Annotated in this window: 23 protein-coding genes and 1 tRNA gene; 19 read left to right on the forward strand and 5 right to left on the reverse strand. The window is 45.5% G+C overall.

What is annotated here, in order from left to right; genetic code table 11:
• Positions 1–21 precede the first annotated feature (21 nt).
• The 14 genes from DHL47_RS03985 to DHL47_RS04050 all read left to right on the forward strand — a co-directional run bounded on the left by DHL47_RS03985 (position 22) and on the right by DHL47_RS04050 (position 13,890).
• Entirely contained in the window at positions 22–1,008 is a 987-nt protein-coding gene (locus DHL47_RS03985; protein WP_209550975.1) for a sugar ABC transporter substrate-binding protein, read from the forward strand.
• A complete protein-coding gene (locus DHL47_RS03990; protein WP_209550976.1) occupies positions 1,008–2,321 on the forward strand; it encodes a sensor histidine kinase in 1,314 nt (437 codons plus the stop codon). The genes DHL47_RS03985 and DHL47_RS03990 overlap by 1 nt, the downstream gene beginning before the upstream one ends.
• Positions 2,314–2,997, forward strand: coding sequence for a response regulator transcription factor (locus tag DHL47_RS03995; protein WP_128836763.1), 684 nt, complete (start codon positions 2,314–2,316; stop codon positions 2,995–2,997). Before DHL47_RS03990 ends, DHL47_RS03995 begins: the two co-directional genes overlap by 8 nt.
• On the forward strand, positions 2,994–4,274 hold the full coding sequence (locus tag DHL47_RS04000; RefSeq protein ID WP_209550977.1) for an ABC transporter substrate-binding protein: 1,281 nt from the start codon (positions 2,994–2,996) through the stop codon (positions 4,272–4,274). The genes DHL47_RS03995 and DHL47_RS04000 overlap by 4 nt, the downstream gene beginning before the upstream one ends.
• 455 nt (positions 4,275–4,729) lie before the next feature.
• Positions 4,730–5,167 carry a PTS sugar transporter subunit IIA gene (locus tag DHL47_RS04005; RefSeq protein WP_128836761.1) on the forward strand — a complete coding sequence of 146 codons (438 nt, stop codon included), beginning with the start codon at positions 4,730–4,732 and terminating at the stop codon, positions 5,165–5,167.
• Positions 5,168–5,293: 126 nt separating this feature from the next.
• Positions 5,294–5,788: a PTS sugar transporter subunit IIB gene (locus DHL47_RS04010; RefSeq protein WP_128836760.1), complete on the forward strand. Its 495-nt coding sequence runs from the start codon at positions 5,294–5,296 to the stop codon at positions 5,786–5,788.
• A gap of 31 nt (positions 5,789–5,819) precedes the next feature.
• Positions 5,820–6,665: a PTS mannose/fructose/sorbose/N-acetylgalactosamine transporter subunit IIC gene (locus DHL47_RS04015; protein ID WP_128836759.1), complete on the forward strand. Its 846-nt coding sequence runs from the start codon at positions 5,820–5,822 to the stop codon at positions 6,663–6,665.
• Positions 6,649–7,503 (forward strand): PTS system mannose/fructose/sorbose family transporter subunit IID, encoded by an 855-nt coding sequence (locus DHL47_RS04020; protein ID WP_164828421.1) that lies wholly within the window; start codon positions 6,649–6,651, stop codon positions 7,501–7,503. The genes DHL47_RS04015 and DHL47_RS04020 overlap by 17 nt, the downstream gene beginning before the upstream one ends.
• 24 nt (positions 7,504–7,527) lie before the next feature.
• Entirely contained in the window at positions 7,528–7,818 is a 291-nt protein-coding gene (locus DHL47_RS04025) for a DUF202 domain-containing protein (RefSeq protein WP_128836757.1), read from the forward strand.
• A 198-nt stretch (positions 7,819–8,016) separates the two neighbouring features.
• Positions 8,017–8,298 carry a co-chaperone GroES gene (groES, locus tag DHL47_RS04030; protein ID WP_128836756.1) on the forward strand — a complete coding sequence of 94 codons (282 nt, stop codon included), beginning with the start codon at positions 8,017–8,019 and terminating at the stop codon, positions 8,296–8,298.
• 26 nt (positions 8,299–8,324) lie between these two features.
• Positions 8,325–9,950 carry a chaperonin GroEL gene (gene groL, locus DHL47_RS04035; RefSeq protein WP_128836755.1) on the forward strand — a complete coding sequence of 542 codons (1,626 nt, stop codon included), beginning with the start codon at positions 8,325–8,327 and terminating at the stop codon, positions 9,948–9,950.
• A gap of 502 nt (positions 9,951–10,452) precedes the next feature.
• A complete protein-coding gene (locus tag DHL47_RS04040; protein WP_209550978.1) occupies positions 10,453–11,097 on the forward strand; it encodes a deoxynucleoside kinase in 645 nt (214 codons plus the stop codon).
• Entirely contained in the window at positions 11,094–11,768 is a 675-nt protein-coding gene (locus DHL47_RS04045; protein WP_420853829.1) for an HD domain-containing protein, read from the forward strand. The genes DHL47_RS04040 and DHL47_RS04045 overlap by 4 nt, the downstream gene beginning before the upstream one ends.
• Before the next feature lie 565 nt (positions 11,769–12,333).
• Positions 12,334–13,890, forward strand: coding sequence for an Ig-like domain-containing protein (locus DHL47_RS04050; RefSeq protein ID WP_209550980.1), 1,557 nt, complete (start codon positions 12,334–12,336; stop codon positions 13,888–13,890).
• Positions 13,891–14,792: 902 nt separating this feature from the next.
• On the opposite strand, the gene DHL47_RS04055 is transcribed toward DHL47_RS04050, so the two are convergent.
• Positions 14,793–15,050, reverse strand: a complete 258-nt coding sequence (locus tag DHL47_RS04055) for a hypothetical protein (protein ID WP_128836751.1) — start codon at positions 15,048–15,050, stop codon at positions 14,793–14,795.
• Between the two features lie 586 nt (positions 15,051–15,636).
• Here DHL47_RS04055 and DHL47_RS04060 point away from each other — a divergent pair.
• Both DHL47_RS04060 and DHL47_RS04065 read left to right on the forward strand, forming a co-directional pair.
• Entirely contained in the window at positions 15,637–15,807 is a 171-nt protein-coding gene (locus DHL47_RS04060; RefSeq protein WP_164828420.1) for an NUDIX hydrolase, read from the forward strand.
• 189 nt (positions 15,808–15,996) lie between these two features.
• Positions 15,997–17,025: a hypothetical protein gene (locus tag DHL47_RS04065; protein WP_128836744.1), complete on the forward strand. Its 1,029-nt coding sequence runs from the start codon at positions 15,997–15,999 to the stop codon at positions 17,023–17,025.
• Between the two features lie 390 nt (positions 17,026–17,415).
• Here the strand turns inward: DHL47_RS04065 and DHL47_RS04070 are convergent, their stop codons facing one another.
• From DHL47_RS04070 to DHL47_RS04085, 4 genes are all read right to left on the reverse strand, one after another.
• A complete protein-coding gene (locus DHL47_RS04070; RefSeq protein ID WP_209550981.1) occupies positions 17,416–18,375 on the reverse strand; it encodes a LacI family DNA-binding transcriptional regulator in 960 nt (319 codons plus the stop codon).
• 10 nt (positions 18,376–18,385) lie between these two features.
• Complete coding sequence (locus DHL47_RS04075) at positions 18,386–19,195, reverse strand: HAD family hydrolase (protein WP_128836742.1); 810 nt, start codon at positions 19,193–19,195, stop codon at positions 18,386–18,388.
• A gap of 181 nt (positions 19,196–19,376) precedes the next feature.
• Positions 19,377–19,449 (reverse strand) — tRNA-Lys (locus DHL47_RS04080).
• Between the two features lie 265 nt (positions 19,450–19,714).
• The gene (locus DHL47_RS04085; RefSeq protein ID WP_209550982.1) at positions 19,715–20,983 is read right to left on the reverse strand and encodes a replication-associated recombination protein A; all 1,269 of its coding nucleotides are present in this window, start codon (positions 20,981–20,983) and stop codon (positions 19,715–19,717) included.
• An 87-nt stretch (positions 20,984–21,070) separates the two neighbouring features.
• Between DHL47_RS04085 and DHL47_RS04090 the strand changes: the two genes are divergently transcribed.
• From DHL47_RS04090 to DHL47_RS04100, 3 genes are read left to right on the forward strand one after another with little or no spacing between them, the layout of a single operon-like run.
• Complete coding sequence (locus DHL47_RS04090; RefSeq protein ID WP_128836740.1) at positions 21,071–21,541, forward strand: DUF3013 family protein; 471 nt, start codon at positions 21,071–21,073, stop codon at positions 21,539–21,541.
• A gap of 9 nt (positions 21,542–21,550) precedes the next feature.
• Positions 21,551–21,997, forward strand: a complete 447-nt coding sequence (locus DHL47_RS04095) for an NUDIX hydrolase (protein WP_209550983.1) — start codon at positions 21,551–21,553, stop codon at positions 21,995–21,997.
• Positions 21,994–22,479, forward strand: coding sequence for a GNAT family N-acetyltransferase (locus DHL47_RS04100; RefSeq protein WP_209550984.1), 486 nt, complete (start codon positions 21,994–21,996; stop codon positions 22,477–22,479). Before DHL47_RS04095 ends, DHL47_RS04100 begins: the two co-directional genes overlap by 4 nt.

Below are 22,479 nucleotides of genomic sequence, written 5' to 3' on the forward strand. Positions count from 1 at the left end.
AAAATAAATGAGGAGTTGAAAATGGTGTTGGATAAGAGGAAAAAAGGGATTCAAAACTGCCGGAAAGGCATTCTGTGGTCGCTGTTTACCGTGCTGCTCTTTAGTTTGGCCTTGATTTATTTTCATGGGAGCATGGCGGAGCAGGACCAGCTTAAAATCGGTGCAACCTATATGACTATGAACAATGATTTTTACAAGACGCTCAATGCAGAGCTGGAGAAGAAAACCAACCAGCAGGGCAGCCGGCTCTATGTCCGGGATCCTGAGCTGGATGAGGGCAAGCAGAGCCAGCAGATTGACTTTTTTGTCAGGGAAGGGGTGGATGTCATTGTCATCAATCCGGTCAAGAGCGACAGCACTGCAATCATTTCCTCTCTGCATAAGGCCAAGCAGGCCGGCATCAAAATTATTGTTGTTGATGCACCTGTCAGCGATCAGGCAGAAGTAGACACGACGATCGTTTCGGATAATTATCAGGCGGGTGTCCTGATTGCCAGAGACATGATGAAGCGCTTAAAGAGCGCCAACATTCTCCTCTTAGAGCACCGCAATGCGGTATCAGCCATGGATCGGATTCAGGGATTTGTGAGTACGATTCGGGGCCATTCAGGCTATCAGATTGTGGCCCGCAAGGAAACCCTGGGGCAGACCGAGGAAACCATGCCGCAGGTCAAGGCTGCTTTAGAGGAGGGACTGGATTTCAATGTCGTTATGGCCCTCAATGACCGTGCCGCAATCGGTGCTTTGGCAGCTGTGAAGGATCAGGGCGTTGACCGCAGAATTTCGATTTACGGCGTAGACGGTTCGCCGGATATCAAAAATTTTCTGACGACAGGCAATGACATTGAGGGGACGGTAGCCCAATCGCCGATTCAGATGGGACAAAAGGTCGCCGAGGTCATTGAGCTCATGCAGGCCGGCAGGCCCTATGAGCGTCAGTATCTGATCCCTGTCCACTTGGTCAACAGGGACAATATCAGCCAATACACGATTACAGGATGGCAGTAATGAGACCCAATAAAAGTATTTTTTACAGCAAGATTGCCCTCATGGTGATTAATTTCATTGCCATTGTCTACAATGCCTCTATCTATCTCTTTGCGACGGATTATGTCGTCGCGAAGGGCTTCAGCCACTCGCTTTTGGAGCGTTTGGACGCGATTCCGGGTTCTCCCCGCTTGATTTTTCTGGTCTCCCTGATCTTTTATGCCTGTCTGCTGCTGGTCTTTTACTACCGGGAAAAGCACCCCAACCAGCTGTCGGTCTATGACAAGGCTACGATTATTGAAATCCTGCTCATGCTGGTCATTTTTTCGGTCCTGCACTCGTCTTATAACGGCCTTATTCTCTTGGTTTTTGCGGATATTTTCTACGGATCCAAGGAATTCAATACCTCCAAGGACAAAAAATACTGGTTTTCCTTTATTATCCTGAGCTTTGGCATGCTGCTCTTGTCCAACTATGATCTCATGTCGCTCTTTATCAAACTGCCTTCGCTGGATAGCTATATCCGTTTTTATCCCGAATCTGTGCGCTTTCTGCTGCTGCTTGGGAAAAACTTCCTTTACTCGCTGAATATCGTTGTCTTTATGATTTCTTTGCTCTTTTATATTTTGGCGGCTATTACGGAGCGCCACCGGATTGAGGAGGAACTGCGCATGGCTTCTCAGGCCAACCGGGAGCTCAATTCCTATCTGGCTTTGTCAGAAAAGATTGCCGAAGACCGGGAGAGAAAGCGAATCGCCCGAGAGATTCACGATACGCTGGGCCATGCCCTGACTGGTATCTCAGCAGGCATTGATGCCGTCAAGGTCCTTGTCGATATTGACACCGATCGGGCCAAGGAGCAGCTGCAGAATGTATCGCTGGTCGTGCGTGACGGGATTCGCGATGTCCGCGGCTCGCTCAATAAAATGCGGCCTGGGGCACTGGAAAACAACAGCCTCAAAGAGGCCCTGTCCAAGATTATCCGAGAGTACGAGGCCATTTCCAATCTGGAAATCCATCTTCGCTATGAGTGGGATACGATCGATCTGGACATTGCCAAGGAAGACATTGTCTTTCGGGTGATTCAGGAGTCTATCACCAATTCGGTGCGGCACGGCCATGCCAAGACGATTTGGATTGACCTTTTAGAGGAGGAGCAGTACACGATGACCATTCAGGATGACGGTGTGGGCTTTGACGAGCTGCACTATGGCTACGGCCTGAAGCAGATGCAGGAACGGCTGATGATTATCGGCGGCAGTGTCCGTTTTGAGAATCGCAGCGGCTTCTATACTTATATTGAAATTCCTAAAATAGGAGGTAGACATGATTAAGGTATTAATTGCAGACGATCAGGCTCTGATCCGCGAATCTCTGCAGATCATTCTGTCGGCTCACTCAGATATTGAAGTAGTCGGTACGGTCGGCGACGGCAAGGAAGTGCTGGAAAAGCTGCATCGGGTACGGCCGGATGTCATTCTGATGGACATCCGCATGCCGGTCATGGACGGGGTTCTCTGCACCAAGGCGGTCAAGGAGCAGTATCCGGATGTCAAGATTATTATTCTGACGACCTTTGATGATGATGAATTTATCTTTTCAGCTCTCAAGTATGGGGCCTCAGGCTATATTCTCAAAGGGGTTTCCACGGAAGAACTCCACGAGGCTATCCAGACGGTCTACAAGGGCGGCGCCATGATTAATCCCAATATTGCGACCAAGGTTTTCAAGATTTTTTCGCAAATGGCCCAGTCCAATTTTGCCATCACGGTGACCGAAGAAAATGTGGAAGACATGAGCCGGACCGAGTGGAAGATCATCCAGCAGATTGGCTTTGGCATTTCCAATAAGGAGATTGCGGCCAAGCTCTTCCTGTCTGAAGGAACGGTCCGCAACTACCTGTCAGGCATTCTGGCCAAGCTCAACCTGCGCGACCGGACCCAGCTGGCCATCTGGGCCGTGCAGACCGGTGTGACCCAGAGAGATTTTAGTAAGGAAAGCGACAAATGAAGTGGAGATTGCGGTATTTAGTCCTGCTGATTGTCCTTGTGACGGCTGGGGCAGCAGGCTTTGTCTATTGGTCCTCACAGCAGGTGAAAATCCTGCATATCGGAGTCTATGCCGGCTCCAGCTGGGATGTCCCCAACAGCCGTGAAAATAAGGTATTAGACAGCCTGATTAAGGAATTTGAGCAGAAACATCCCAATGTCAAGGTAGTCTATGAAAGCGGCATTCCCAAGAAGGACTATGCCGACTGGCTGGCTGAGCAGGTGTTAAAAGGCGAGCAGCCGGACCTCTTTATGGTACCGGAGAATGACTTTACCATGCTGGCGTCAACCGGAACTCTCAAACCCCTGGACAGCCTGCTGACTGATCAGGAAAAGGCTGCTTTTTACCCTGTGGCCTACAAGGCCGGCCAATATCAGGGAATCAGCTACGCCCTGCCGGTGGAGAGCAATCCGATGATGATGTGTGTCAATAAGGACCTGCTGGAAAAAGAGGGAATCAGCATTCCTGAGACAGGCTGGTCGCTGACGGACTTTTATGAGATCTGCAAAAAGGTGACCAAGGATACTAATGGCGACGGGGTGATTGACCAATACGGCATGACGGACTATACCTGGCAGCAGGCTCTGGTAGCTTACGGCGGCCATCTCAAGGACAAGTCAGGCATCAATGTAGACAGCGCAGAAATGCATCAGGCCCTGTCCTTTATGAGCAAGCTGGATACCCTCAGTCAGCACTACAAGGTGACTTCCAACGACTTTGACGAAGGGAAAGTGGCTTTTTATCCCATGAGTCTGGCTCAGTATCGGACCTACAAGCCCTATCCCTACCATGTGTCCAAGTATTCCAGCTTTTCCTGGACCTGCATCCCCATGCCGACGGCCAACGGCAGGGTGCAGGGGACTCAGGTCAAGACCTCTCTCTTTGCCATGTCTTCAAATACGAAGCAGGAAAAACTGGCCTGGGAATTCATGCTGCTCCTGTCACAGAATGAAAAGAGCCAGCAGGAACTATTTGAAAAGTCTCAGGGAAGTCCTGTTCTGAAATCGGTCGTCAAGAGTGAGCAGACGCAGCAAATCCTGCAGGCAGATGACTTCGGACTGGACTCGCTGACCTCTGAAAGGCTGGACGGCATGATGAACCGCTCGATTAAGGACATCAGTCTGGAAGTGGACCGTCATACACTGGATCAGATTGACTATCTGATTGAAAAGGCTATAGAAAATCAGGAAATCGACAGTGCCCTGCCCAGCATCCAAAAAGATATTGAAAGCGGATAAGCCTCCGCTTTCTTTTTTTGTGCGCCTGCAGTGCTTTCGGCCCTGCCTTGCTCCAGCAGTTCACCGTCACTTGAGAAAACAGATGCCATCCTCAATGAAAATCAAAGATGGCAAAGGATAAGAGCAATGGGCCATCAATCGTCTTACGAGAGACTGTCCTGCCAGCGTCTGCGTTCAAGCACTGCGGCTTGCAATCCAACGATAGAAATATACGAAGTTGGGTACTTTTTATACGGTATCGTCTTTTGGTTTGCTTGTGTGCCGACTGTTTCAGGTGGACGGACTCAACATCCGCTTTCCGGACAAGCCGAATGCATATCCGCTCAGCAGCCTAGACCAATATGACAAATGTCATTTTTTTCCTAACAATTGTCATCCAGGCAAAGTGACATTTGACAATGTGAAACCGATTCCAAAAGCTGTAGAATAAGTTTGTAAATAAAGGAGGCGAGAATATGAAATATCTTGTACTAGTCAGTCATGGGGGGTTAGCTGAAGGCGTACAGAGCTCCTTAAAGATGTTTGCCGGAGACAAGACGGACCAAATTATTGCGGTCGGTCTCAAAGAAGGAAAGTCCGTTGACGACTTTGCCCAGGATTTCCGTCAAGCTATTGCTGGACTGAGCGATGAGGACACAGTTCTGGTGCTTGCAGATATTGTCGGAGGCAGCCCTCTGACGACAGCAGCCAGTGTCTTAGCTGAAATCGGCAAATTGGAATCTGCCGTTGTGCTTGGCGGGCTCAATCTGACCATGGGCCTTACCGGCCTCGTCATGAAGGACATCTTGGAGGGGAAAGAACTTGCCCAAGCTATTCTTGCAGAAGCCAGCGCGGCCCTGCAGGAGTTTGAAATCCCTTCGGAGGATGAGGAAGAGGAAGACGATGATATCTAGAGCGAATGCTCTTGGCTGGGATTCCATTTCTTACAATTAGCTTGCGGCAAAGAGCATACTTGCTGCTAAGCTGTACGGATTAGTAAAGCAAATGAACAAAACAGAAACAAAGGAGATTGCACTAAAATGGTAGTAACATTTGTACGGATTGACGACCGCATGATTCACGGTCAAACTGTCACTCGCTGGGCCAAGGAATATCCTTGCGACGGACTCATTGCTGTGAATAATGCTGCAGCGGGAAACAAGGTCCTAATCCAGGCCTACAAGGGCGCTTCGGATAAGAAAACCTTTGTCTGGACCAAGGAAGCCTTCAAGGAAAAATCTGCTAAGGTAACCGAGTCAGACAGCCGTTATTTCCTCATCACCAAAAATCCTGTTGACATGAAGGAAATCTTAGTAGATCAAGGCTATGTACCGGGCGATGTCAAGGAAATCATTGTCGGCCCGGCCAACGACCGCCCCGGTGCAGTGAAGCTGGGCAATAACCAGTCTATCACGCAGGAAGAGGCGGAAGCCATCGAAGCCATTGAAAAAGCCGGTTACAAGGTGAAATTTCAGCTCCTGCCGGATGTTTCCATCGGCTACTGGAGCGACTTCAAATCTAAATTTGGTTTTTAAAAGTTAAAACTTAGAAAAAAGGAGAAAGATTATGACAATCTCTTGGTTACAAGCTGCCCTTCTCGGACTCTTTGCTAGTTTGGCATCCATGCCGGGTATGGGTGGTTCCAGTATTGGTAACTATACTCTTGGCCGTCCCTTGGTTGGGGGCTTGGTCAGCGGCCTGATTCTTGGAGACATCAAGACCGGTATCATGGTCGGGGTGGCCCTGCAGGTCCTCTACATTGCTTTGGTCACACCCGGCGGGACAGTTTCTGCTGATGTGCGTGCTATTTCTTACATCGGTATTCCGCTGGCTATTCTGTTTGTGCATTCCAAAGGCATCACCGGTGAAGCGGCTATCGCTGCAGCGGCGGCTCCAATCGGAGCTGCAGTAGGGACCATCGGTACCGTGCTATTCTACGGAACAGCTACGACAAACCTGCTCTGGCAGCACATCGGCTGGAAAGCTGTCGAAAAAGGAGAGTTCAAGAAATTATATGCGGTCGACTGGGTTTACCCATGGATTTCTCACTTTGTCTTCTCTTTCCTGCCAACCATGATCATCACGAAATTCGGTCCAAATATGGTTGAACTGATGAAAGAGCACCTTCCAATGGACGGTTTCATCATGAAGGCCCTCTTTACAGTCGGAGCCCTTCTTCCATGTGTCGGTATTGCCATTCTTTTGAAACAAATTGTCACCAAAGCTGCTGACTTCATTCCATTCTTTGTCGGCTTTACCTTGGCTAAATCACTTGGCTTGAACCTAGTTGCCAGTGCCGTTGTTTCCCTGATTTTTGCAGTAATTTATTATGAATTAGAAGTGATTAAATCAGCTCGCCTGACAGCACCGGCAGGTGGAGGAGAGTTTGATGACGATGAGGAGGATATCTAAGATGGCTGAAAGAAAGAAAATATCTAAAAAGACTTTAGCGAAATCATTCCACCACTGGTACTATGGCCATTTGACCTGTTTCTCTCAAGAGCACATGCAGACTTTTGGCTACCTGACCTCTATGCTGCCAATCGTGGAAGAGCTCTACAAAGATAAGGCAGAGCAGAAAGAAGCGATGCAGACCTATACGGCTTTCTTCAATACAGAGCCTCAGCTGGGTGCTCTGGTGGTCGGTATTACTGCCGGTCTGGAAGAAGCGCGTGCAAATGGGGATGCAGTTGACGGCGAGACCATCAATGGGATGCGTGCCGGTCTGATGGGCCCTATCGCAGGTATCGGGGACTCCCTTGTAGTCGGAACGTTAATCCCTGTCCTGCTGGGGATTGCTCTTGGACTTTCAAAAGGCGGCAATGTTGCCGGAGCAATTTTCTACATCCTCGTATGGAACATCTTGATTTACGGCGGTATGCGCTTTGCCTACTTCAAAGGCTACGAGTTGGGGGATAAGGCGGTAGAATTCCTTGTCGGTCCTAAAGGCCAGGCCCTGCGCAAGGCTATCAGCGTGATTGGCGGTATGGTAATCGGTGCTGTAGCTGCAACCTGGGTCTCTGTAACCACTTCTCTGGAATTAAAAAATGCAGATGGCGAAGCCTTTCTCAACCTGCAGGAAAAAATTGACGGAGTCTATCCAGGTCTCCTGACAGCTGGCTTTATTACCCTCTGCTGGTGGCTCATGGCTAAGAAGAAAGTGTCACCAAACATCGTCATGCTTCTGTTGGTGCTGATTGCACTGGTGGGAGTTGCCCTCGGATTCTTTGATCCTGGACTGAAATACTAATAAAAAACTAGAACGGAGAACATCATGACAGAACAAGAACTGATTCAAGGCTATGAAACAGAAATCCAGTACCAAAAGCATATGATTGAAAATCTTGGGCGTTGGTTCAGTCTCTTCTTTGCTCTGGCCAGTATCGGCCTTGTTCTGATTTATCTCTTTCATCAGTCCAATCTTCTGGCTTTCATAGCCGGTATTGTCCTGGCTGCGCTGGGGATGCTGGCCATGCTGGTCTTTGGCTACGGTATCTACAGAGGCCGGCTGAATCTGCATAAAGTCATTGATGATTTCGAAGAAAAGCTGAAATTAGCCCAATAATTTTCAGGCAGCCGTTCTTCATTTTACAAACTCCCCCTGCTGCCAACAGCTCACAGCGGCCTGTCGGCGGCTTCAAAAAACTTTGTCAATTTTGGCAAAGTTTTTTCTTGACTATTTCTGACCAAGTGATACAATAGAGGTTATAAGAGTTAGCACTCTAAGACAGAGAGTGCTAAAAATAGAAATTGGAGGAAAAATATGTTAAAACCATTAGGTGACCGTGTGGTCCTAAAAGTAGAAGAAAAAGAGCAAACAGTTGGCGGCTTTGTCATCGCAGGCAATAGTCAGAATGCGACCAAGACAGCTGAAGTTATTGCTGTCGGTCAAGGCGTCCGCACGCTGAATGGCGAGCTGGTGGCGCTGTCGGTCAAGGCAGGTGATACCGTCTTGGTAGAAAGCCATGCAGGCATTGAGGTCAAAGACGGTGAGGACAAGTATCTCCTGGTCAGCGAAGCCAATATTTTGGCCCTTGTTGAGTAAGAATAGATAGAAAGAGGAAATGATAAATGGCAAAAGATATTAAATTTTCAGCAGATGCAAGAAGCGCGATGGTCCGCGGTGTTGATACATTGGCAGATACTGTCAAAGTCACCTTGGGCCCCAAAGGACGCAATGTCGTTCTGGAAAAATCCTTTGGCTCACCCCTGATTACCAATGACGGTGTGACCATTGCCAAGGAAATTGAACTGGAAGATCATTTTGAAAACATGGGGGCAAAATTAGTGTCAGAAGTTGCTTCCAAGACCAATGATATTGCCGGCGACGGAACCACCACGGCGACCGTTCTGACTCAGGCTATTGTCCGTGAAGGGATTAAAAATGTCACAGCCGGCGCCAACCCAATCGGCATCCGCCGCGGGATTGAAACAGCGGTTGCGACAGCTGTCGAAGCTCTGAAAGCCAACTCAGTACCTGTTTCCAGCAAGGAAGCCATCGCTCAGGTTGCTGCGGTTTCTTCCCGCAGCGAAAAAGTCGGCGAGTACATCAGCGAAGCGATGGAAAAAGTCGGCAATGACGGAGTTATTACAATCGAAGAGTCCAAGGGGATGGAAACAGAGCTGGATGTGGTTGAAGGGATGCAGTTTGACCGCGGCTATCTGTCCCAGTACATGGTGACCGACAATGAAAAAATGGTGGCCGAGCTGGACAATCCTTATATCCTGATTACGGATAAGAAAATTTCCAACATTCAGGAAATCCTGCCTCTTTTGGAAAGCATCCTGCAAAGCAGCCGCCCTCTTCTGATTATCGCAGATGATGTAGACGGCGAAGCCCTTCCGACTCTGGTCCTCAATAAAATCCGCGGTACTTTCAATGTGGTTGCTGTCAAGGCGCCTGGCTTCGGTGACCGCCGCAAGGCTATGCTGGAAGACATCGCTATCCTGACAGGCGGCACGGTCATTACCGAAGATCTGGGTCTGGAGCTCAAGGATGCGACCATTGAAGCGCTTGGACAGGCTTCTAAGGTTACGGTGGACAAGGACAGCACAGTGATTGTAGAAGGTTCAGGCGATGCAGCAGCGATTGCCAATCGTGTCGCCGTTATCAAGTCACAGATTGAAAGTGCTGCTTCTGAATTTGACAAAGAAAAATTACAGGAACGTTTGGCCAAACTGTCTGGCGGTGTTGCGGTGATCAAGGTCGGCGCTGCCACCGAAACCGAGCTCAAAGAGATGAAACTCCGCATCGAAGATGCTCTCAATGCAACCCGTGCAGCGGTAGAAGAAGGCATCGTATCCGGAGGCGGTACGGCCTATGTCAATGTGCTGGATGCTGTCGCAGCTTTGGAATTGGACGGCGATCAAGCAACCGGACGCAACATCGTTCTCCGCGCTTTGGAAGAGCCTGTCCGTCAGATTGCTCTCAATGCCGGCTTTGAAGGCTCTATCGTCATTGACCGCCTGAAAAACTCTGAAACAGGTACAGGTTTCAATGCCGCAACCGGTGAATGGGTCAACATGATTGAGGCAGGGATTATCGACCCTGTCAAGGTAACCCGCTCAGCTCTGCAAAACGCTGCCTCAGTAGCCAGCCTCATCCTGACAACGGAAGCGGTTGTCGCAGATAAGCCAGAAGCAGCCGGTCCAGCAGCTCCAGCTATGGATCCAGGCATGATGGGCGGCATGATGTAATACAGGAAAATAATATAGGCTGAGATGAGTTTCTCGGCCTCAGCTTGAAGAAAAAGTCCGTTTTGGACAATTTTCTTCAAGCTTTTTTCTTTATGTAAAATATAGGTCCATTTATTTTGCTAATACCAATATCCGTCTGAAATCAGAATATCAGCGCAGAGTTTATGATATTCAACAGTTTGTCAGTGATTTTACAGTCTTTTCGTTTGCTTTTAGTAGTGAAACTGTCTGTTCCACTCTCATGGTTTTGGCATGAAGCTGAAAGCGGCGACTGCTGCAAGGCCGGTTATGCTAGGGAAAGATTTGGAGAAAGACTGCTCTCCTATCGAGTTAGCAGTGCATAGAGGTTCCCTAAATATACTTGGCTCAGTGCTTGTATTTGCTTTCTTTTTGAACGATAATAGGTATCTTGACTAATACTATATATTGTGTTATCATTTTTTTGTAAATACGATATATAGTGTTATCGTATAGTGAATCGTTTTGGAGGTACAGAACCATAGTGATTATTTTAGCAGGTATGATTGGTGTAGGAAAAACAACCTATACGGATCGTTTGGCCGAAGAGTTGGGGACCCAGCCGTTTTTTGAACCCGTGGAAGAAAATCCAATTTTGGACAAATACTATGAAGATCCGGAGAAGTACGGTTTTGCCCTGCAAATCTACTTTTTGAATAAGCGCTTTAAGATGATTAAAGAGGCTTATTATGATGATAATAATATTCTCGATCGCTCGATTTATGAGGATGCGCTGTTTACTTATATCAACACCTTGATCGGTAGTATTAGTGAACAGGAATATGATATTTATCTGGAGCTGCTGGACAACATGATGGAGGAAATCCAAGGATTGCCAAAGAAAGCGCCGGACCTCTTAATTTACTTAGATGGCAGTTTTGATCATATCATGAATAACATCAAAAAACGTGGACGTTCTTACGAGCAGCCAAATGAGGAAAATGGTTTGTTGGATTATTACCAACTGCTGTATAAGCATTACCAAGATTGGTATGATGATTATGATTATAGTCCTAAAATGAAGATTAGAACGGATCAGCTGGACATTTCCAATTCAGAGGATTGGAATAAAGTTTATCAAAGGATTCAGCAGCAGATGGAGACCATTGGCTTAAACACAGAAAAATGAGAGTGGAGGAAGGCATGCCTGACACCAGAAAGCCTATTTTACAAGCAGCACGGGATTTCGTCCGCCAAGAGCTGAAGGATGACAGCAGCGGCCATGACTGGTGGCACATCGTTCGTGTTGCAAATAATGCTGTAGCGATTGCAGAAAAAGAAGGGGCGGATCTCTTTATTTGTGAATTGGCTGCGCTTTTGCATGATATTGCAGATGGCAAGTTAAATGAAAGCGAAGAAGCGGGCTTACAAAAAGTTGAACAGTGGCTCATATTGCACGAAGTTTCTGAGATTGACAGAAATCATATTGTGGATATTATTTCAAAGCTGTCTTTCAAAGGCGGGCAGACCAGAGAAGACATGCCTAGTTTAGAAGGAAAAATCGTACAGGATGCTGATCGATTAGACGCGATTGGTGCGATTGGCATTGCACGAGCAATGGTGTATTCTGGACATACAGGAAGACCGATTCATGATCCGGATCTGCAGCCGAGAGAAATGATGACCCTGGAAGAATATCGGAATGGGAAAAGCTCGGCCATTATGCACTTTTACGAGAAGCTGCTTAAGTTAAAAGATACCATGCATACGTCGGCAGCTAAAGAGTTGGCAGAAGGCCGCCATCAATTTTTAGAAGTCTATCTAAATGAATTTTATGATGAATGGGAAGCCAGGAAATAAAAATAGCTTGGCATCTGAAACTTGAAAAAAGCTTCTTTTTAAACTGTTTCTATCGTCATTTAGTTTACTTTTTATTACTCTGTTAGCTTAAACAGACTGTTGAGCAGCCTGACACTTCCTAGCGGAAGCTTTATCCGCCGCCTCAAGACCTCCGGTTTTGAGCAGCTCGCTGCCCTATCGTCCTCTATTTTAAGTGATAGACTGGAAGTTTCCCTGCTTTCGAATTTTTAGGCAGGGTTAAAGAGGCTCCCCGAACCTTCCTCGCTTACTCATTTTCATATACAGACGGGCAGGCGAATATATCAATTTTTAGGGAGGGAATCAAGCTGAAAAAGGCTGGTTTTTCTCATTTTTAAGAGCATAATTTTTTTGTTTTCTTCTCTGTTTTTAGACAGAAGTTGACAATGTGTATACTAAATCCGAACATTCACTTGAAAAGGTGTACTAATATTTGACTTATAAAAGCTACTATGTTAGTCTAATATTTATAGTAAACCGGAAATGTAAAGTGGATTTAATTCAATTTAAACATTTCTGGCAAAAAAGTAACATTGGAGGGATAGATATGAAGAAAATATCTCAGACTTTTGCAGGCTTTTTGTCGGTTGCCTGTGTACTCATCTTCGGCTTGTTTGTCAGCCAGCAGTCAGTTAAGGCCGAGACAGTGGATGATGTCATTACATCAATCAATGTCTATAATCAGAAAGGCGAAAAACTGACCGAAAGCCTGTCTCCTTGGGAACGATTCCAGATTGATGCCAACTTTGCTTTCAACTACGGCAAGGTGAAGCCGGGAGATACGACGACAATTGCACTTCCTGCCCAGTTTGCTCTGGAAGGGGCGGATTTTGAAGTGAAGGATGATGACGATAATTTGGTTGCGACAGCGGTTGTCGATGCGCCCAACAAGCAGATGACGCTGACCTATACAGATTATGTCTTGACCCGTTCGCACATCGAAGGGAAAGTTCACCTGCTCGCCCGGATTGACCACACTGTTTTCAGCAGCCAAGGCTCTGTTCCCCTGCGGCTGACAGTCGGTAAAAATATCATTGAATATGGAAATATTGACTTCAAAGGGATTCCTGGTCAGGCTACACCATTTACCTTTGTCAAGTATGGCTGGGACAATGTCGACGATGTCAAGTCCATCACTTACAGCCTCAATCTCAACCAGCTCGGTCAAAATTTAGACAATGTCGTCATTTCAGACCAGCTCGGTTTTGACAGCGGCGAGATTGATCCAGCAAGTTTCCAGATTCTGAAAGGCTCTTGGGTGACGGATTCATCAGATAATTCTTACCATCTGAGTCAGGACCGTGAAAATGTAACCAGTAACTATCAGATTAATTTGGCAGCTGACAAGCGTTCTTTCACCATCAATATGGGCAATATCCAGTCTTCAGAAGGATTTTACATCCGTTACCGAGTGAAATTCCCAACGGCCCCTGTCAGCGGCACCCAATTTCCAAATGAAGCCATTCTGAAAGCTAATAATATAGAAGACCAGCGTTCTTCTGCGTCTGTTCGCTACCAGCGTGCCAATGGCTATGCGCGTGGAGATGTTTACGGTGTGCAGGTGATCAAGAAGGATGACAAGGGCAAACTGCTGGAAGGCGCTGAGTTTACCCTTTATGACGAAGACGGCGTTACTGCTATTGAAACAGTAACCAGCGATGCCAATGGTGTGGCTGCTTTCAGCAATCTGGTCAAAGAGCGTTATGTGATTAAGGAGACCAAAGCACCGTCAGGCTACCAGCTGTCAAATGAAGTAATCAATGTCAATGCTGCTGAGCTGGATACTTACGGTTCAGGTATTCTTCACAAAGACTTTGTCAATATCGCCGTACCTCGTGCTGTTCAGCCGCCGACAAAGAGCAGCAGTTCAAGCGATTCCAATACCGGAACATCAAGCAGCTCATCAACATCAAGCCAAACAGGTACAGAAGTTACCGTTGATACGACCGCAGAAGGGACTGGCAATGTAAAAGTCAGTGCCGGCGGCAAGAAGGTGCTGCCTAAAACAGGCGAAAATGCCAGCTGGATAATGATTGCGGCTGGAGTTGCCCTGGTAGGTCTGGTAGGCTTTATCGTACTCCGCTCCAAGAAGAGTCATAAGTAATCAAGCTCCTGAGGAGCAACTGCTTCTTTTGCCAGTCATGAGAGGGAAGGCAGTCCGCTCTTGTTTCGGGTTGCAGATGGAGCTTCCATCCGTTAGGATAGGCCAGGTTCCTTCTGCACAATCCCCTCTCTGGTAAGCTAATATCTGCGAGGCTGGGACCATAGTATCTCAGCCTCGCTTCCTGTTTCCGGGCTCGGGCTGTCGGAGCAAGTCAAAATGATAGGCTGAAACTGTCCCCCAGACAGTTTCACTACTAAAAGACTATATTTTACAATCAGTCATGATCTTGTATCCCTTTATTAATACAGGTTTTGATATTTCGTAACATTTCTTCTGTAAAATGAAACGTGACTAAGATGTTTCCTAGAACAGATTAGTTGCCAGAATCTACGGGAAGGCCGCTTTGATATGCAGCGTTAACAGCGTATCAACTGTTGATTCATATATAATCTTTTTCCATTCCTAACCCCAAAAATTATAAGACAGTCATTAGGAATGCAGCTCGGTGTGTGATAATCTTTGTCAGATTTTCATTGTACTCTTTGACAATCAAAACCCTATTTGTTTGCTTCGGCTTACCTAATCTATTTTTATTTCATTGAGTATAAAAAATCATTTTGCTTTTGCCTTTTCCCGTAGTTTTCTTTTGCTGATAGACAGACCTCCCTGCCAAAACGGCGGGGAGGTCTGTTGTTTGAAATGGTGGATCTGGAGCAGAGCTTTATCCGATTGGTTCTTCCTGTGTCAAAAAATTCGGCAATGAAGAATTGATCAAGAGTTTAAAGAAGGCGAAGAAAACTGATAAATTGAAAGAAAATGCAGAATTTCAGCAGCTGCGTAATCTTCTGGGTGAGGAGCAGCTGGGTGATTTCTGCCATAAAGGCTATACTAGGGACGACATTTCAGAAATCATCCAAATACCGGCGGTGCCAGTTGAGGCCGGCTAGATTGCTGGCGGATTTCCCAATACTGACAAAGACATTGGAATAGTCGACCGGCACATCCCCTCCCTCCAGATAGATGGGCTCTGTTTGGGATATGGCCGCTGCTTGCAGCTCCTCTTTTTTCATATCAGCGACAATCTCCTGATAGCCCCGTCTTTCCTTTTGGCACATATCAATTTGCAGCTGGCCCTCGATGAAAAGGCCGCTGTCACTCATGGCACTGTATCTGGCATAGATCTGCTGTCTGAAGCTTTGCTCATTTTAAAATATGTAGCTATTCGGCAGTAGTATTTTGAGATGACAGATTGGTTTAAAGCAGGTCTGAAAAAGCCATCATGGATTGATACCGTCAGCTATTATGAATGAGATAATGTCCAAATAAAGCTTACTATTATTGGGGAAATGTCTCAGCGAGATATTGAGCAATTTAAAATTTTTATTCGAGAACGACTAGAGCAGTGAGAGGTCTGTTCTAGCCAGCTTTATTTCAAACTCTCTATCTATTTGTTTGATGAGTCGGTTTTTCTATGTCTCCTAAAAAGGAAGTCCATAGGACATATCCGAGCTTAGAGGTATGATGCCCGGCGCAGCCTGGGTATGGTCAAACGGATAAGTCCAAAGGCTGTAGATAAAACCTTTACCAGCAAAGATTGGACATGAAAGATTCTGGTAGAGACTGAGACCTAGGAAAAAAAACGCAAGTCCGTAAGCCTTTGCTTTCTCAACCTCAAATCATTCGCCTTTTCGGAATAAAAATGTTATACTGTAAGCAAATTTATAGATAAAAATGGAGGTTTTGTCAATGGACTACGTCAGTTGGATTCATTCTAAGGCCGGTCACAATAAAATATTTCTGCCTTTTGCAGCGAAGATTTTGCTCAATGCTGAAGAAAAGATTATCTTGCAAAAGAGGGCAGATAAGAGAGTTTGGAACATTTCTGGCGAGATTATGGAACTGTCCTTCTTTTCCTAGGAAGAGTGCCAGAACCTGCAGTTGGCTGGCTAGCAGAATGTGGATATTTTGGGAAATTATTTTGCTGGTCATTATCCCTTGGAGCGATAGCAAACAGTTGAGATGTTAGTTCGTCTGTTTCATTAATGAATGACAGTTTAGATGCTAAAGTTTGCTGTAAATTCTATAAAGAATAAAGGAGATGGTCAAATGTCTCATGATTATTTAAAAGAGACGATAATCCGTTTAAGTTCCTCTGATAATTGGGAACAAGCAAGAATGGAGTGGACTAAAGCAAAACTTATAAAAATTGACAGCAGCCATCGGCAAAGCTGTCTCTGTGGCCATAAAAATATCAAAAAACTCTTTTCTATTGTCAGAAATGATGGATCAGAAATAGAACTGTATCCAATTGGCTCTTCCTGTATTGAGAAATTTGAAAATGAAGAATTGACTAAGAGCTTAAAAAAAGCAGAAAAAATCTATAAATTGAAAGAAGGTGATTCCTTTCAGGATCTCCGTGATATGATGGATATAGAACTGTTGGATCAATTCTATGAAGAGGGCTATTTTAAGGAAGATAAAGAAAATGAATTTAACACTTGGAATGATTATATTCTTTTTAAAATGGCTTTGAGCAGAAGCGGCAAGGAAAGGCAACTGGCCTATAATAAAATGGACCGTATACTGTACGTTGTAAATGACTATCTGCGCCCAGAGTTAAATGGGATATTTGATATAGATGAATATAAAAAGAATTTAAAATTATGGAAAAAAGAAGAAGAGGAAGAAAAAAAGCGACAGGAGAAATTGCGTAGGGCGGCAGAGGAGGAGCGGATACAACGGCAAAAGGAGGCTAGGGAGAAAAAACTACAAGAGCAAAAACTTCAAAAACAAAAAAAGTATGACCGACTTCTTGCCTGGCTTAATCAGCAAATGGATCCTGAATCTCAGGAAGTTAAGGATTCGGTCAAGCGAAGCTCTGACCTTGATAAGAAAATTGATTTGATTACTTATTTTAAAAATCTTAAAGAAAAACAGTCCCGACAGGAAATAGAAAATGATGCAGATTTGCTGTCGGAAGTGATGAGACTGAGACGGCAGGTCAAGTCCCTCTATCCGCGAACGCCTAGAGCTAAAAAGTGCATTGATTATGTCGATCATTATGCAAAAAGCAACAGAGAGCATTTGTTTTATATGAAGCGGCTGCTAAAGGAGGTGGAAGAAGGAAGGCTCTAGAAAATGATAAATTATATTCATAAAAAGGCGCTGGGATGATTAGGCACTTTTTGGAGTCTAAAAGACGAACAAAAAGTCAAATCAGCTACCGCGTCAAGAGTTTTTTACCAAACAAAGCGAGGCTGAAGGACTTTCGTCCCAGCCTCTTTTTCATGTGTTATTTCATGCCCCCTGCATGGATTTGGGAGGCTTACTCATCTTGAAAGAAAATAAAAATATTGAAATATAAGTGATTTTCGGAATATACTTGGAGTAATTTTCAATATAATTATTTCAAAATGGGGCAAAAGTGGGGCAAGTAAAAACTAAAACTGTTTGAGACTATGAAACATGAACTAAAAAAGTTTCCAATTTTGCATAGTTGGAAACTTTTTCTATTATTTTTAATAACTAATTATCTTGAGGTAAAAATTCTGAAATCAAAACTTCTGAAATCAAAACTTCTTGACTAATCGATTCAGATAAAGCTTGTTTAAATGCTAATTTTCCTAAAGAATAGGATTGGTGGTCTATCGTTGGGAGTTTCAACAGATGCCCAACTAATAGACGTTCCTGACCAATGATATAGGGAATTTTTTTCTCTCTTTCTTCATATCCCTTTATGAGACCAGCTGCCACTTCATCACTTGTAGCTAATATACCATCGATACGATCGTCATTGACTAATTCATGTGATACGTGTAGGCCATCATTAAAATCATGAATATTCCCAAATACCATATATGGAGTCGACTGTTGCCCATAAACATTGTGATAAGCTAATAATGCAGTTTGATAGGTAGCCGATGATTCATTATCTCTTGAAAATAACAAAACTAAGTGTTCCAATCCTCGTGCTTTCATCGCAGAAAAAGCATCCACAAATGAAGAATAGCGGTCCAGGTAAGCAGAGGATAGTAACGGATAACCCTGCAATTTTTCACAAACCACTATTCGTCCATATTTCGCATAGGTTTCAATCCTATCAAGACGAATAGCTCTCGAAGTGAAGATTAAAGCGTCAATAGCTTCCATTTTAAGTTGCTTCAGGTAGGAAAGTTCCAATTCTTCGTTGTAATCTGAAGGCATCATGACAAGTTGATAGTCGCTAGCTTTAGCAGCATCTAGGAGACCATTGATTAATTGTGTAAAATAAGGGTGCTGGGTGTGTGGAATGACGACCCCTATTTTTTGTGTTTTTCCTCGACTTAAATCTCGTGCTAGCTGGTTTGGCATATAGTCCAGCTCGTTGATAAGATCCATGACTTTTTGTCGTGTCTCATCAGAGACATGTGGATGGTGATTGATCACACGAGAAACGGTTGATTTAGCCACGCCAGCTTTTTTAGCTATTTCACTGATACTTGTCATTATAGGGCTCCTACTTTAAAAAATTGTGAATCCCATATCCTACGCCATCTTCATCATTTGACTTCGTTATTTTATAAGCTATCTCTTTGATATCATCAAAGGCATTATCCATCACAATAGGATAGCCAACCATTTCAAGCATAGGCAAATCATTATGTCCGTCACCAAATGCAGCTGTTTCTTCTTTGTCCAACTGCTCTTTTCGAAGGATATGTGCAATTCCTTTAGATTTTTTAGCTAGGAGATGTGTAATTTCAAGATAGGCTTTACCTGAACGTTGAATCGTGATTTGTGGTAAGTATAAACTTTGAAGATACTTTTCCAATTCTCGCATCGTTGCTTCATCGAAAGTAATCATCATAATTTTAAAAGTATTTCCTTGACCCTCTAAAAACTCTTCTTCATTATCAATAAAGGTTGGCGTTTGACGGGTTAAACTTTGTTCATACTGGATTCCTTCATCTATTTTATCACAATACCAGTTATTCATATCATAATAAGATAAACTAACTTGAGGGAAGTGTTGACGGATTCCTCTCAGCAACTGTTTAACCGTTTTATTTTTAATGGTTTGCACATGAATCGGTAGGACTTGATGATGATTTCCTATGGTATAAATTAATCCTCCGTTAAAAGCAACCTGAACCCCTTTTAATTGAAGGGCATCAGTGGCCTCCTTCATTTCCATTGGTGCTCTAGCAGATACTAAAGTGATGGGAATCCCTGCTTCGCGTATCAAGGCTGCATTACTGTCACTGACCTTTCCTTCGTTATTTAACAGTGTTCCGTCCATGTCACAAAAAATACGTTTGATTTTCATATAGATGACCTCTTTTACTTTTTGAAACCAGTATAAACTCTGGAACGCGTTCCATGTCAAGCATAATTTTAAAAAAATTTTTGAGAAAACAAATCGTATTTTATATATGTTATTCGTGGGACAAATGATTTTGAGACAAGCAAAAAAGCCTTGAAATCAAGGCTTTTTCTTGTTGTTTAGATGCCCCCTGCAGGGATCGAACCTGCGACCCACGGATTAAGAGTCCGCTGCTCTGCCAGCTGAGCTAAGGAGGCAATAGAAAAAGCTGTATTGGTGCCGGACCTTCACGATTTGTATTGAACCCGCGCAATTAAGCAGGTGGGCAACTCGCTCTAACTGAAGCTGCTTCCGCGTGACACGGCCTGCATGCTGTTAGAAGTCTTTTGTTTCCCTAATAATACAAAAAATAGTCGGTCAACACTTAAGTGTGAAGTCGTACACCACAGCGTTTCTATAATTATAATACCATAAATTTTGAAAAATTCAAGTGAAAAATGCGATTTTTTGCAAACGATACCATCATTTTTTTAATTGATCGATCTTTTCCTTTGTCATACCAAGGGCTCGCTCGTATTTTCCATTTTCATTTGGGGTGAAATAATCAGCATTTTTTATCTTGTCAGGCAGATAGTCCTGCTGGACCCAGTTGCCGGGATAGGAGTGGGGGTACTTATAGTCCTGAGCGTTGCCCAGTTCCTTGCTGCCGGTATAGTGGCCGTCGCGCAGATGGCGGGGGATGGGCAGGTTACCATTCTTTCGCAGATCAGCCAGAGCCTTATCCATGGCTGCGTAGGCCGAGTTGGACTTGGGGGACAGGGCCAGATCAATGACGATATTGGCGATGAGGATGCGGGCTTCCGGAAAGCCGATTTTCTGAGCCGCCTCCAGGGCTGTGACGGTATGAATCTGGGCGTCAGGATTGGCCAGGCCGATATCCTCGTAGGCGATGACAGTCAGCCTCCGGGCCAGACTGGGCAGGTCTCCGGCTTCTACCAGTCGGGCCGCATAGTGCAGGCTGGCATTGACATCGGATCCGCGGATAGACTTCTGCAGGGCGGAGAGCACATCATAGTGGCCGTCCCCGTCCTTGTCCATGGTGATATAGCTTTTTTGCAGGCTGTTTTCCATCACATCCAGCGTGATGTGGCGGCTGCCGTCCTTGTCTTCCTTGGTAGAAAGAACAGCCAAGTCCAGCGAATTAAAGGCGGAGCGCAGGTCGCCGTTGGTAGAGGCGGCGATGAAATCCAGGGCTTCTGCATCCAGCTCAACGGGGAAGTCAAAACCGCGCTCTTTGTCTGTCAGAGCAGTCTTAATGGCCTCCTTGACCTCTTCATTGCTGAGGGGTTCCAGCTCAAAAATCTGGACCCGGCTGCGGATAGCAGGAGTGACTGAAAAGAAAGGATTTTCTGTCGTAGCTCCAATCATGATGATCAGGCCGCTCTCTAATAGCGGCAGCAGAAAGTCCTGCTTGGTCTTGTCCAGCCGGTGGATCTCATCCAAAAGCAGGACCAGTCCGCCGGAGAATTTGGCTTCCTCGGCAATCTCCTGCAGGCGTTTCTTGCTGTCAACGGTGGCGTTGAAGGTCCGGAAGGCAAATTTGGTCGTGCCGGCAATGGCGGATGCGATGGAGGTTTTGCCAATCCCCGGCGGTCCGTAGAGAATCATGGAGGACAGGCGGTTGGCTTCGACCATGCGGCGGATGATTTTGCCGGTGCCGACCAGATGCTGCTGGCCGATAATCTGGTCAATATTGGTCGGCCGCATGCGCAGGGCGAGATTTTCTGGCATTGGGATTCCTTTCTGTCAGTGTTTTTCTTTGAAAATTGTGTTACTATTATAGATAGTAATATTTTATCACATTAGAAGGAAGAAGGCATGGCTAAGTACGGTTTTTTGGATATTTTGGATGAGGAAATGGGGAAAAATTTCCCTTTTGACTATGAGATGAGCTGGGACAAGAAGAACCACGCTGTGGAGCTGGCCTTTCTTTTGGAGGCCAAAAATCAGTCTGGCATTGAGCTGGTTGATGCGGACGGTGAGAGCTCAGATCAGGATATTTACTTTGAGGAGGCGCTGATTTTTTACAATCCGGCCAAGTCTCGCTTTGCAGCGGAGGACTATTTGGCAGCCATTCCCTACGAGCCCAAGAAGGGCCTGTCGCGGGAGTTTCTGGCCTATCTGGTCGATTTCCTGACTCAGACAGCTGAGCGGGGCCTGGATGCTCTCTTAGACTTTCTGGCCGACGAGGAGGCTGTGGAGTTTGAGCTAGGCTGGGATGCAGCGGCTTTTGAAAATGGCCGAGCAGACTTGGCTGAGACGGATTTCTATCCTTATCCCAGGTATTAGGAGGCGTTTATGGCAGAGGGACTAGATTTGCTGCACAAACAGATGGATTTTTCCGGCTGCAAGATTGCCTTAATCTGTGGTGATCAGCTGCTGACCATATTGCGAGACAATATTCCAACCATTCCTTGGCCGGGGATGTGGGAGCTGCCGGGCGGCGGCCGCGAGAGCGAGGAGACACCCTTTGAATGTGTCCGGCGGGAGGTTTTTGAAGAGCTTGCTTTGAAGCTTGAAGAAGCCGCTGTTATCTGGGCTAAGGAATATCAAGGGATGGTCAATCCAGACAAAATCTCTATTTTTATGGTGGGAACCATCACTCAGGAAGATGTTGCCAGCATCGTCTTTGGTGACGAGGGACAGGCTTACCAGATGATGGCTGTTAGTGATTTCTTGGCGTCTGAAAAAGTCATTCCGCAGCTGCAGGGCAGGTTGAGAGATTATTTGGAGGTGCAAGCATGACCCATCTTGAACGGGCAGGGGCTGAAGATTTGGAGACCATTATTGAAATCCAAAGGGCTAGCTTTCAGGCTGTCTATGAGAAGTATCAGGACGAATACGATCCTTACTTGGAGGACAGAGAGCGAATCAAGTGGAAGCTGGCGGAACGTCCCAACAGCTATTACTTTTTTATCAAGGAGAACCAGGAAATCCTTGGTTTCATCCGCATCCAGACCAATGAGGAGCTGACCGAAGCCTGGCTGGGGACGGCGGCGATATTGCCCCAGTATCAAAACAAAGGCTATGGCTCAGAGGCTATCCGTCTGCTGGAGCAAGAATGCTCATCCATCAGCCAGTGGGATTTGTGTACAGTTCTGCAGGATGAAAGGATGGTCCATTTTTATGAGAAAAATGGCTACCGGCAGACTGTAACCAAGCCTGAAAAAGAAGGCATGGACATGGTCTATATGACCAAAAGCATCAAGAGAAGGAAGCAGGAATAA

The organism is Streptococcus panodentis (assembly GCF_017884005.1).
In the GTDB taxonomy this organism is placed as follows: Bacteria; Bacillota; Bacilli; order Lactobacillales; family Streptococcaceae; genus Streptococcus; species Streptococcus panodentis.

Excerpts from the sequence above, each read along its gene's own strand:
- DHL47_RS03985 (WP_209550975.1), top strand. The coding sequence starts at position 22 with ATGGTGTTGGATAAGAGGAAAAAAGGGATTCAAAACTGCCGGAAAGGC.
- DHL47_RS03990 (WP_209550976.1), top strand. The coding sequence starts at position 1,008 with ATGAGACCCAATAAAAGTATTTTTTACAGCAAGATTGCCCTCATGGTG.
- DHL47_RS03995 (WP_128836763.1), top strand. The coding sequence starts at position 2,314 with ATGATTAAGGTATTAATTGCAGACGATCAGGCTCTGATCCGCGAATCT.
- DHL47_RS04000 (WP_209550977.1), top strand. The coding sequence starts at position 2,994 with ATGAAGTGGAGATTGCGGTATTTAGTCCTGCTGATTGTCCTTGTGACG.
- DHL47_RS04005 (WP_128836761.1), top strand. The coding sequence starts at position 4,730 with ATGAAATATCTTGTACTAGTCAGTCATGGGGGGTTAGCTGAAGGCGTA.
- DHL47_RS04010 (WP_128836760.1), top strand. The coding sequence starts at position 5,294 with ATGGTAGTAACATTTGTACGGATTGACGACCGCATGATTCACGGTCAA.
- DHL47_RS04015 (WP_128836759.1), top strand. The coding sequence starts at position 5,820 with ATGACAATCTCTTGGTTACAAGCTGCCCTTCTCGGACTCTTTGCTAGT.
- DHL47_RS04020 (WP_164828421.1), top strand. The coding sequence starts at position 6,649 with ATGAGGAGGATATCTAAGATGGCTGAAAGAAAGAAAATATCTAAAAAG.
- DHL47_RS04025 (WP_128836757.1), top strand. The coding sequence starts at position 7,528 with ATGACAGAACAAGAACTGATTCAAGGCTATGAAACAGAAATCCAGTAC.
- groES (WP_128836756.1), top strand. The coding sequence starts at position 8,017 with ATGTTAAAACCATTAGGTGACCGTGTGGTCCTAAAAGTAGAAGAAAAA.
- groL (WP_128836755.1), top strand. The coding sequence starts at position 8,325 with ATGGCAAAAGATATTAAATTTTCAGCAGATGCAAGAAGCGCGATGGTC.
- DHL47_RS04045 (WP_420853829.1), top strand. The coding sequence starts at position 11,094 with ATGAGAGTGGAGGAAGGCATGCCTGACACCAGAAAGCCTATTTTACAA.
- DHL47_RS04050 (WP_209550980.1), top strand. The coding sequence starts at position 12,334 with ATGAAGAAAATATCTCAGACTTTTGCAGGCTTTTTGTCGGTTGCCTGT.
- DHL47_RS04055 (WP_128836751.1), bottom strand. The coding sequence starts at position 15,050 with ATGAGTGACAGCGGCCTTTTCATCGAGGGCCAGCTGCAAATTGATATG.
- DHL47_RS04060 (WP_164828420.1), top strand. The coding sequence starts at position 15,637 with ATGGACTACGTCAGTTGGATTCATTCTAAGGCCGGTCACAATAAAATA.
- DHL47_RS04065 (WP_128836744.1), top strand. The coding sequence starts at position 15,997 with ATGTCTCATGATTATTTAAAAGAGACGATAATCCGTTTAAGTTCCTCT.
- DHL47_RS04070 (WP_209550981.1), bottom strand. The coding sequence starts at position 18,375 with ATGACAAGTATCAGTGAAATAGCTAAAAAAGCTGGCGTGGCTAAATCA.
- DHL47_RS04075 (WP_128836742.1), bottom strand. The coding sequence starts at position 19,195 with ATGAAAATCAAACGTATTTTTTGTGACATGGACGGAACACTGTTAAAT.
- DHL47_RS04085 (WP_209550982.1), bottom strand. The coding sequence starts at position 20,983 with ATGCCAGAAAATCTCGCCCTGCGCATGCGGCCGACCAATATTGACCAG.
- DHL47_RS04090 (WP_128836740.1), top strand. The coding sequence starts at position 21,071 with ATGGCTAAGTACGGTTTTTTGGATATTTTGGATGAGGAAATGGGGAAA.
- DHL47_RS04095 (WP_209550983.1), top strand. The coding sequence starts at position 21,551 with ATGGCAGAGGGACTAGATTTGCTGCACAAACAGATGGATTTTTCCGGC.
- DHL47_RS04100 (WP_209550984.1), top strand. The coding sequence starts at position 21,994 with ATGACCCATCTTGAACGGGCAGGGGCTGAAGATTTGGAGACCATTATT.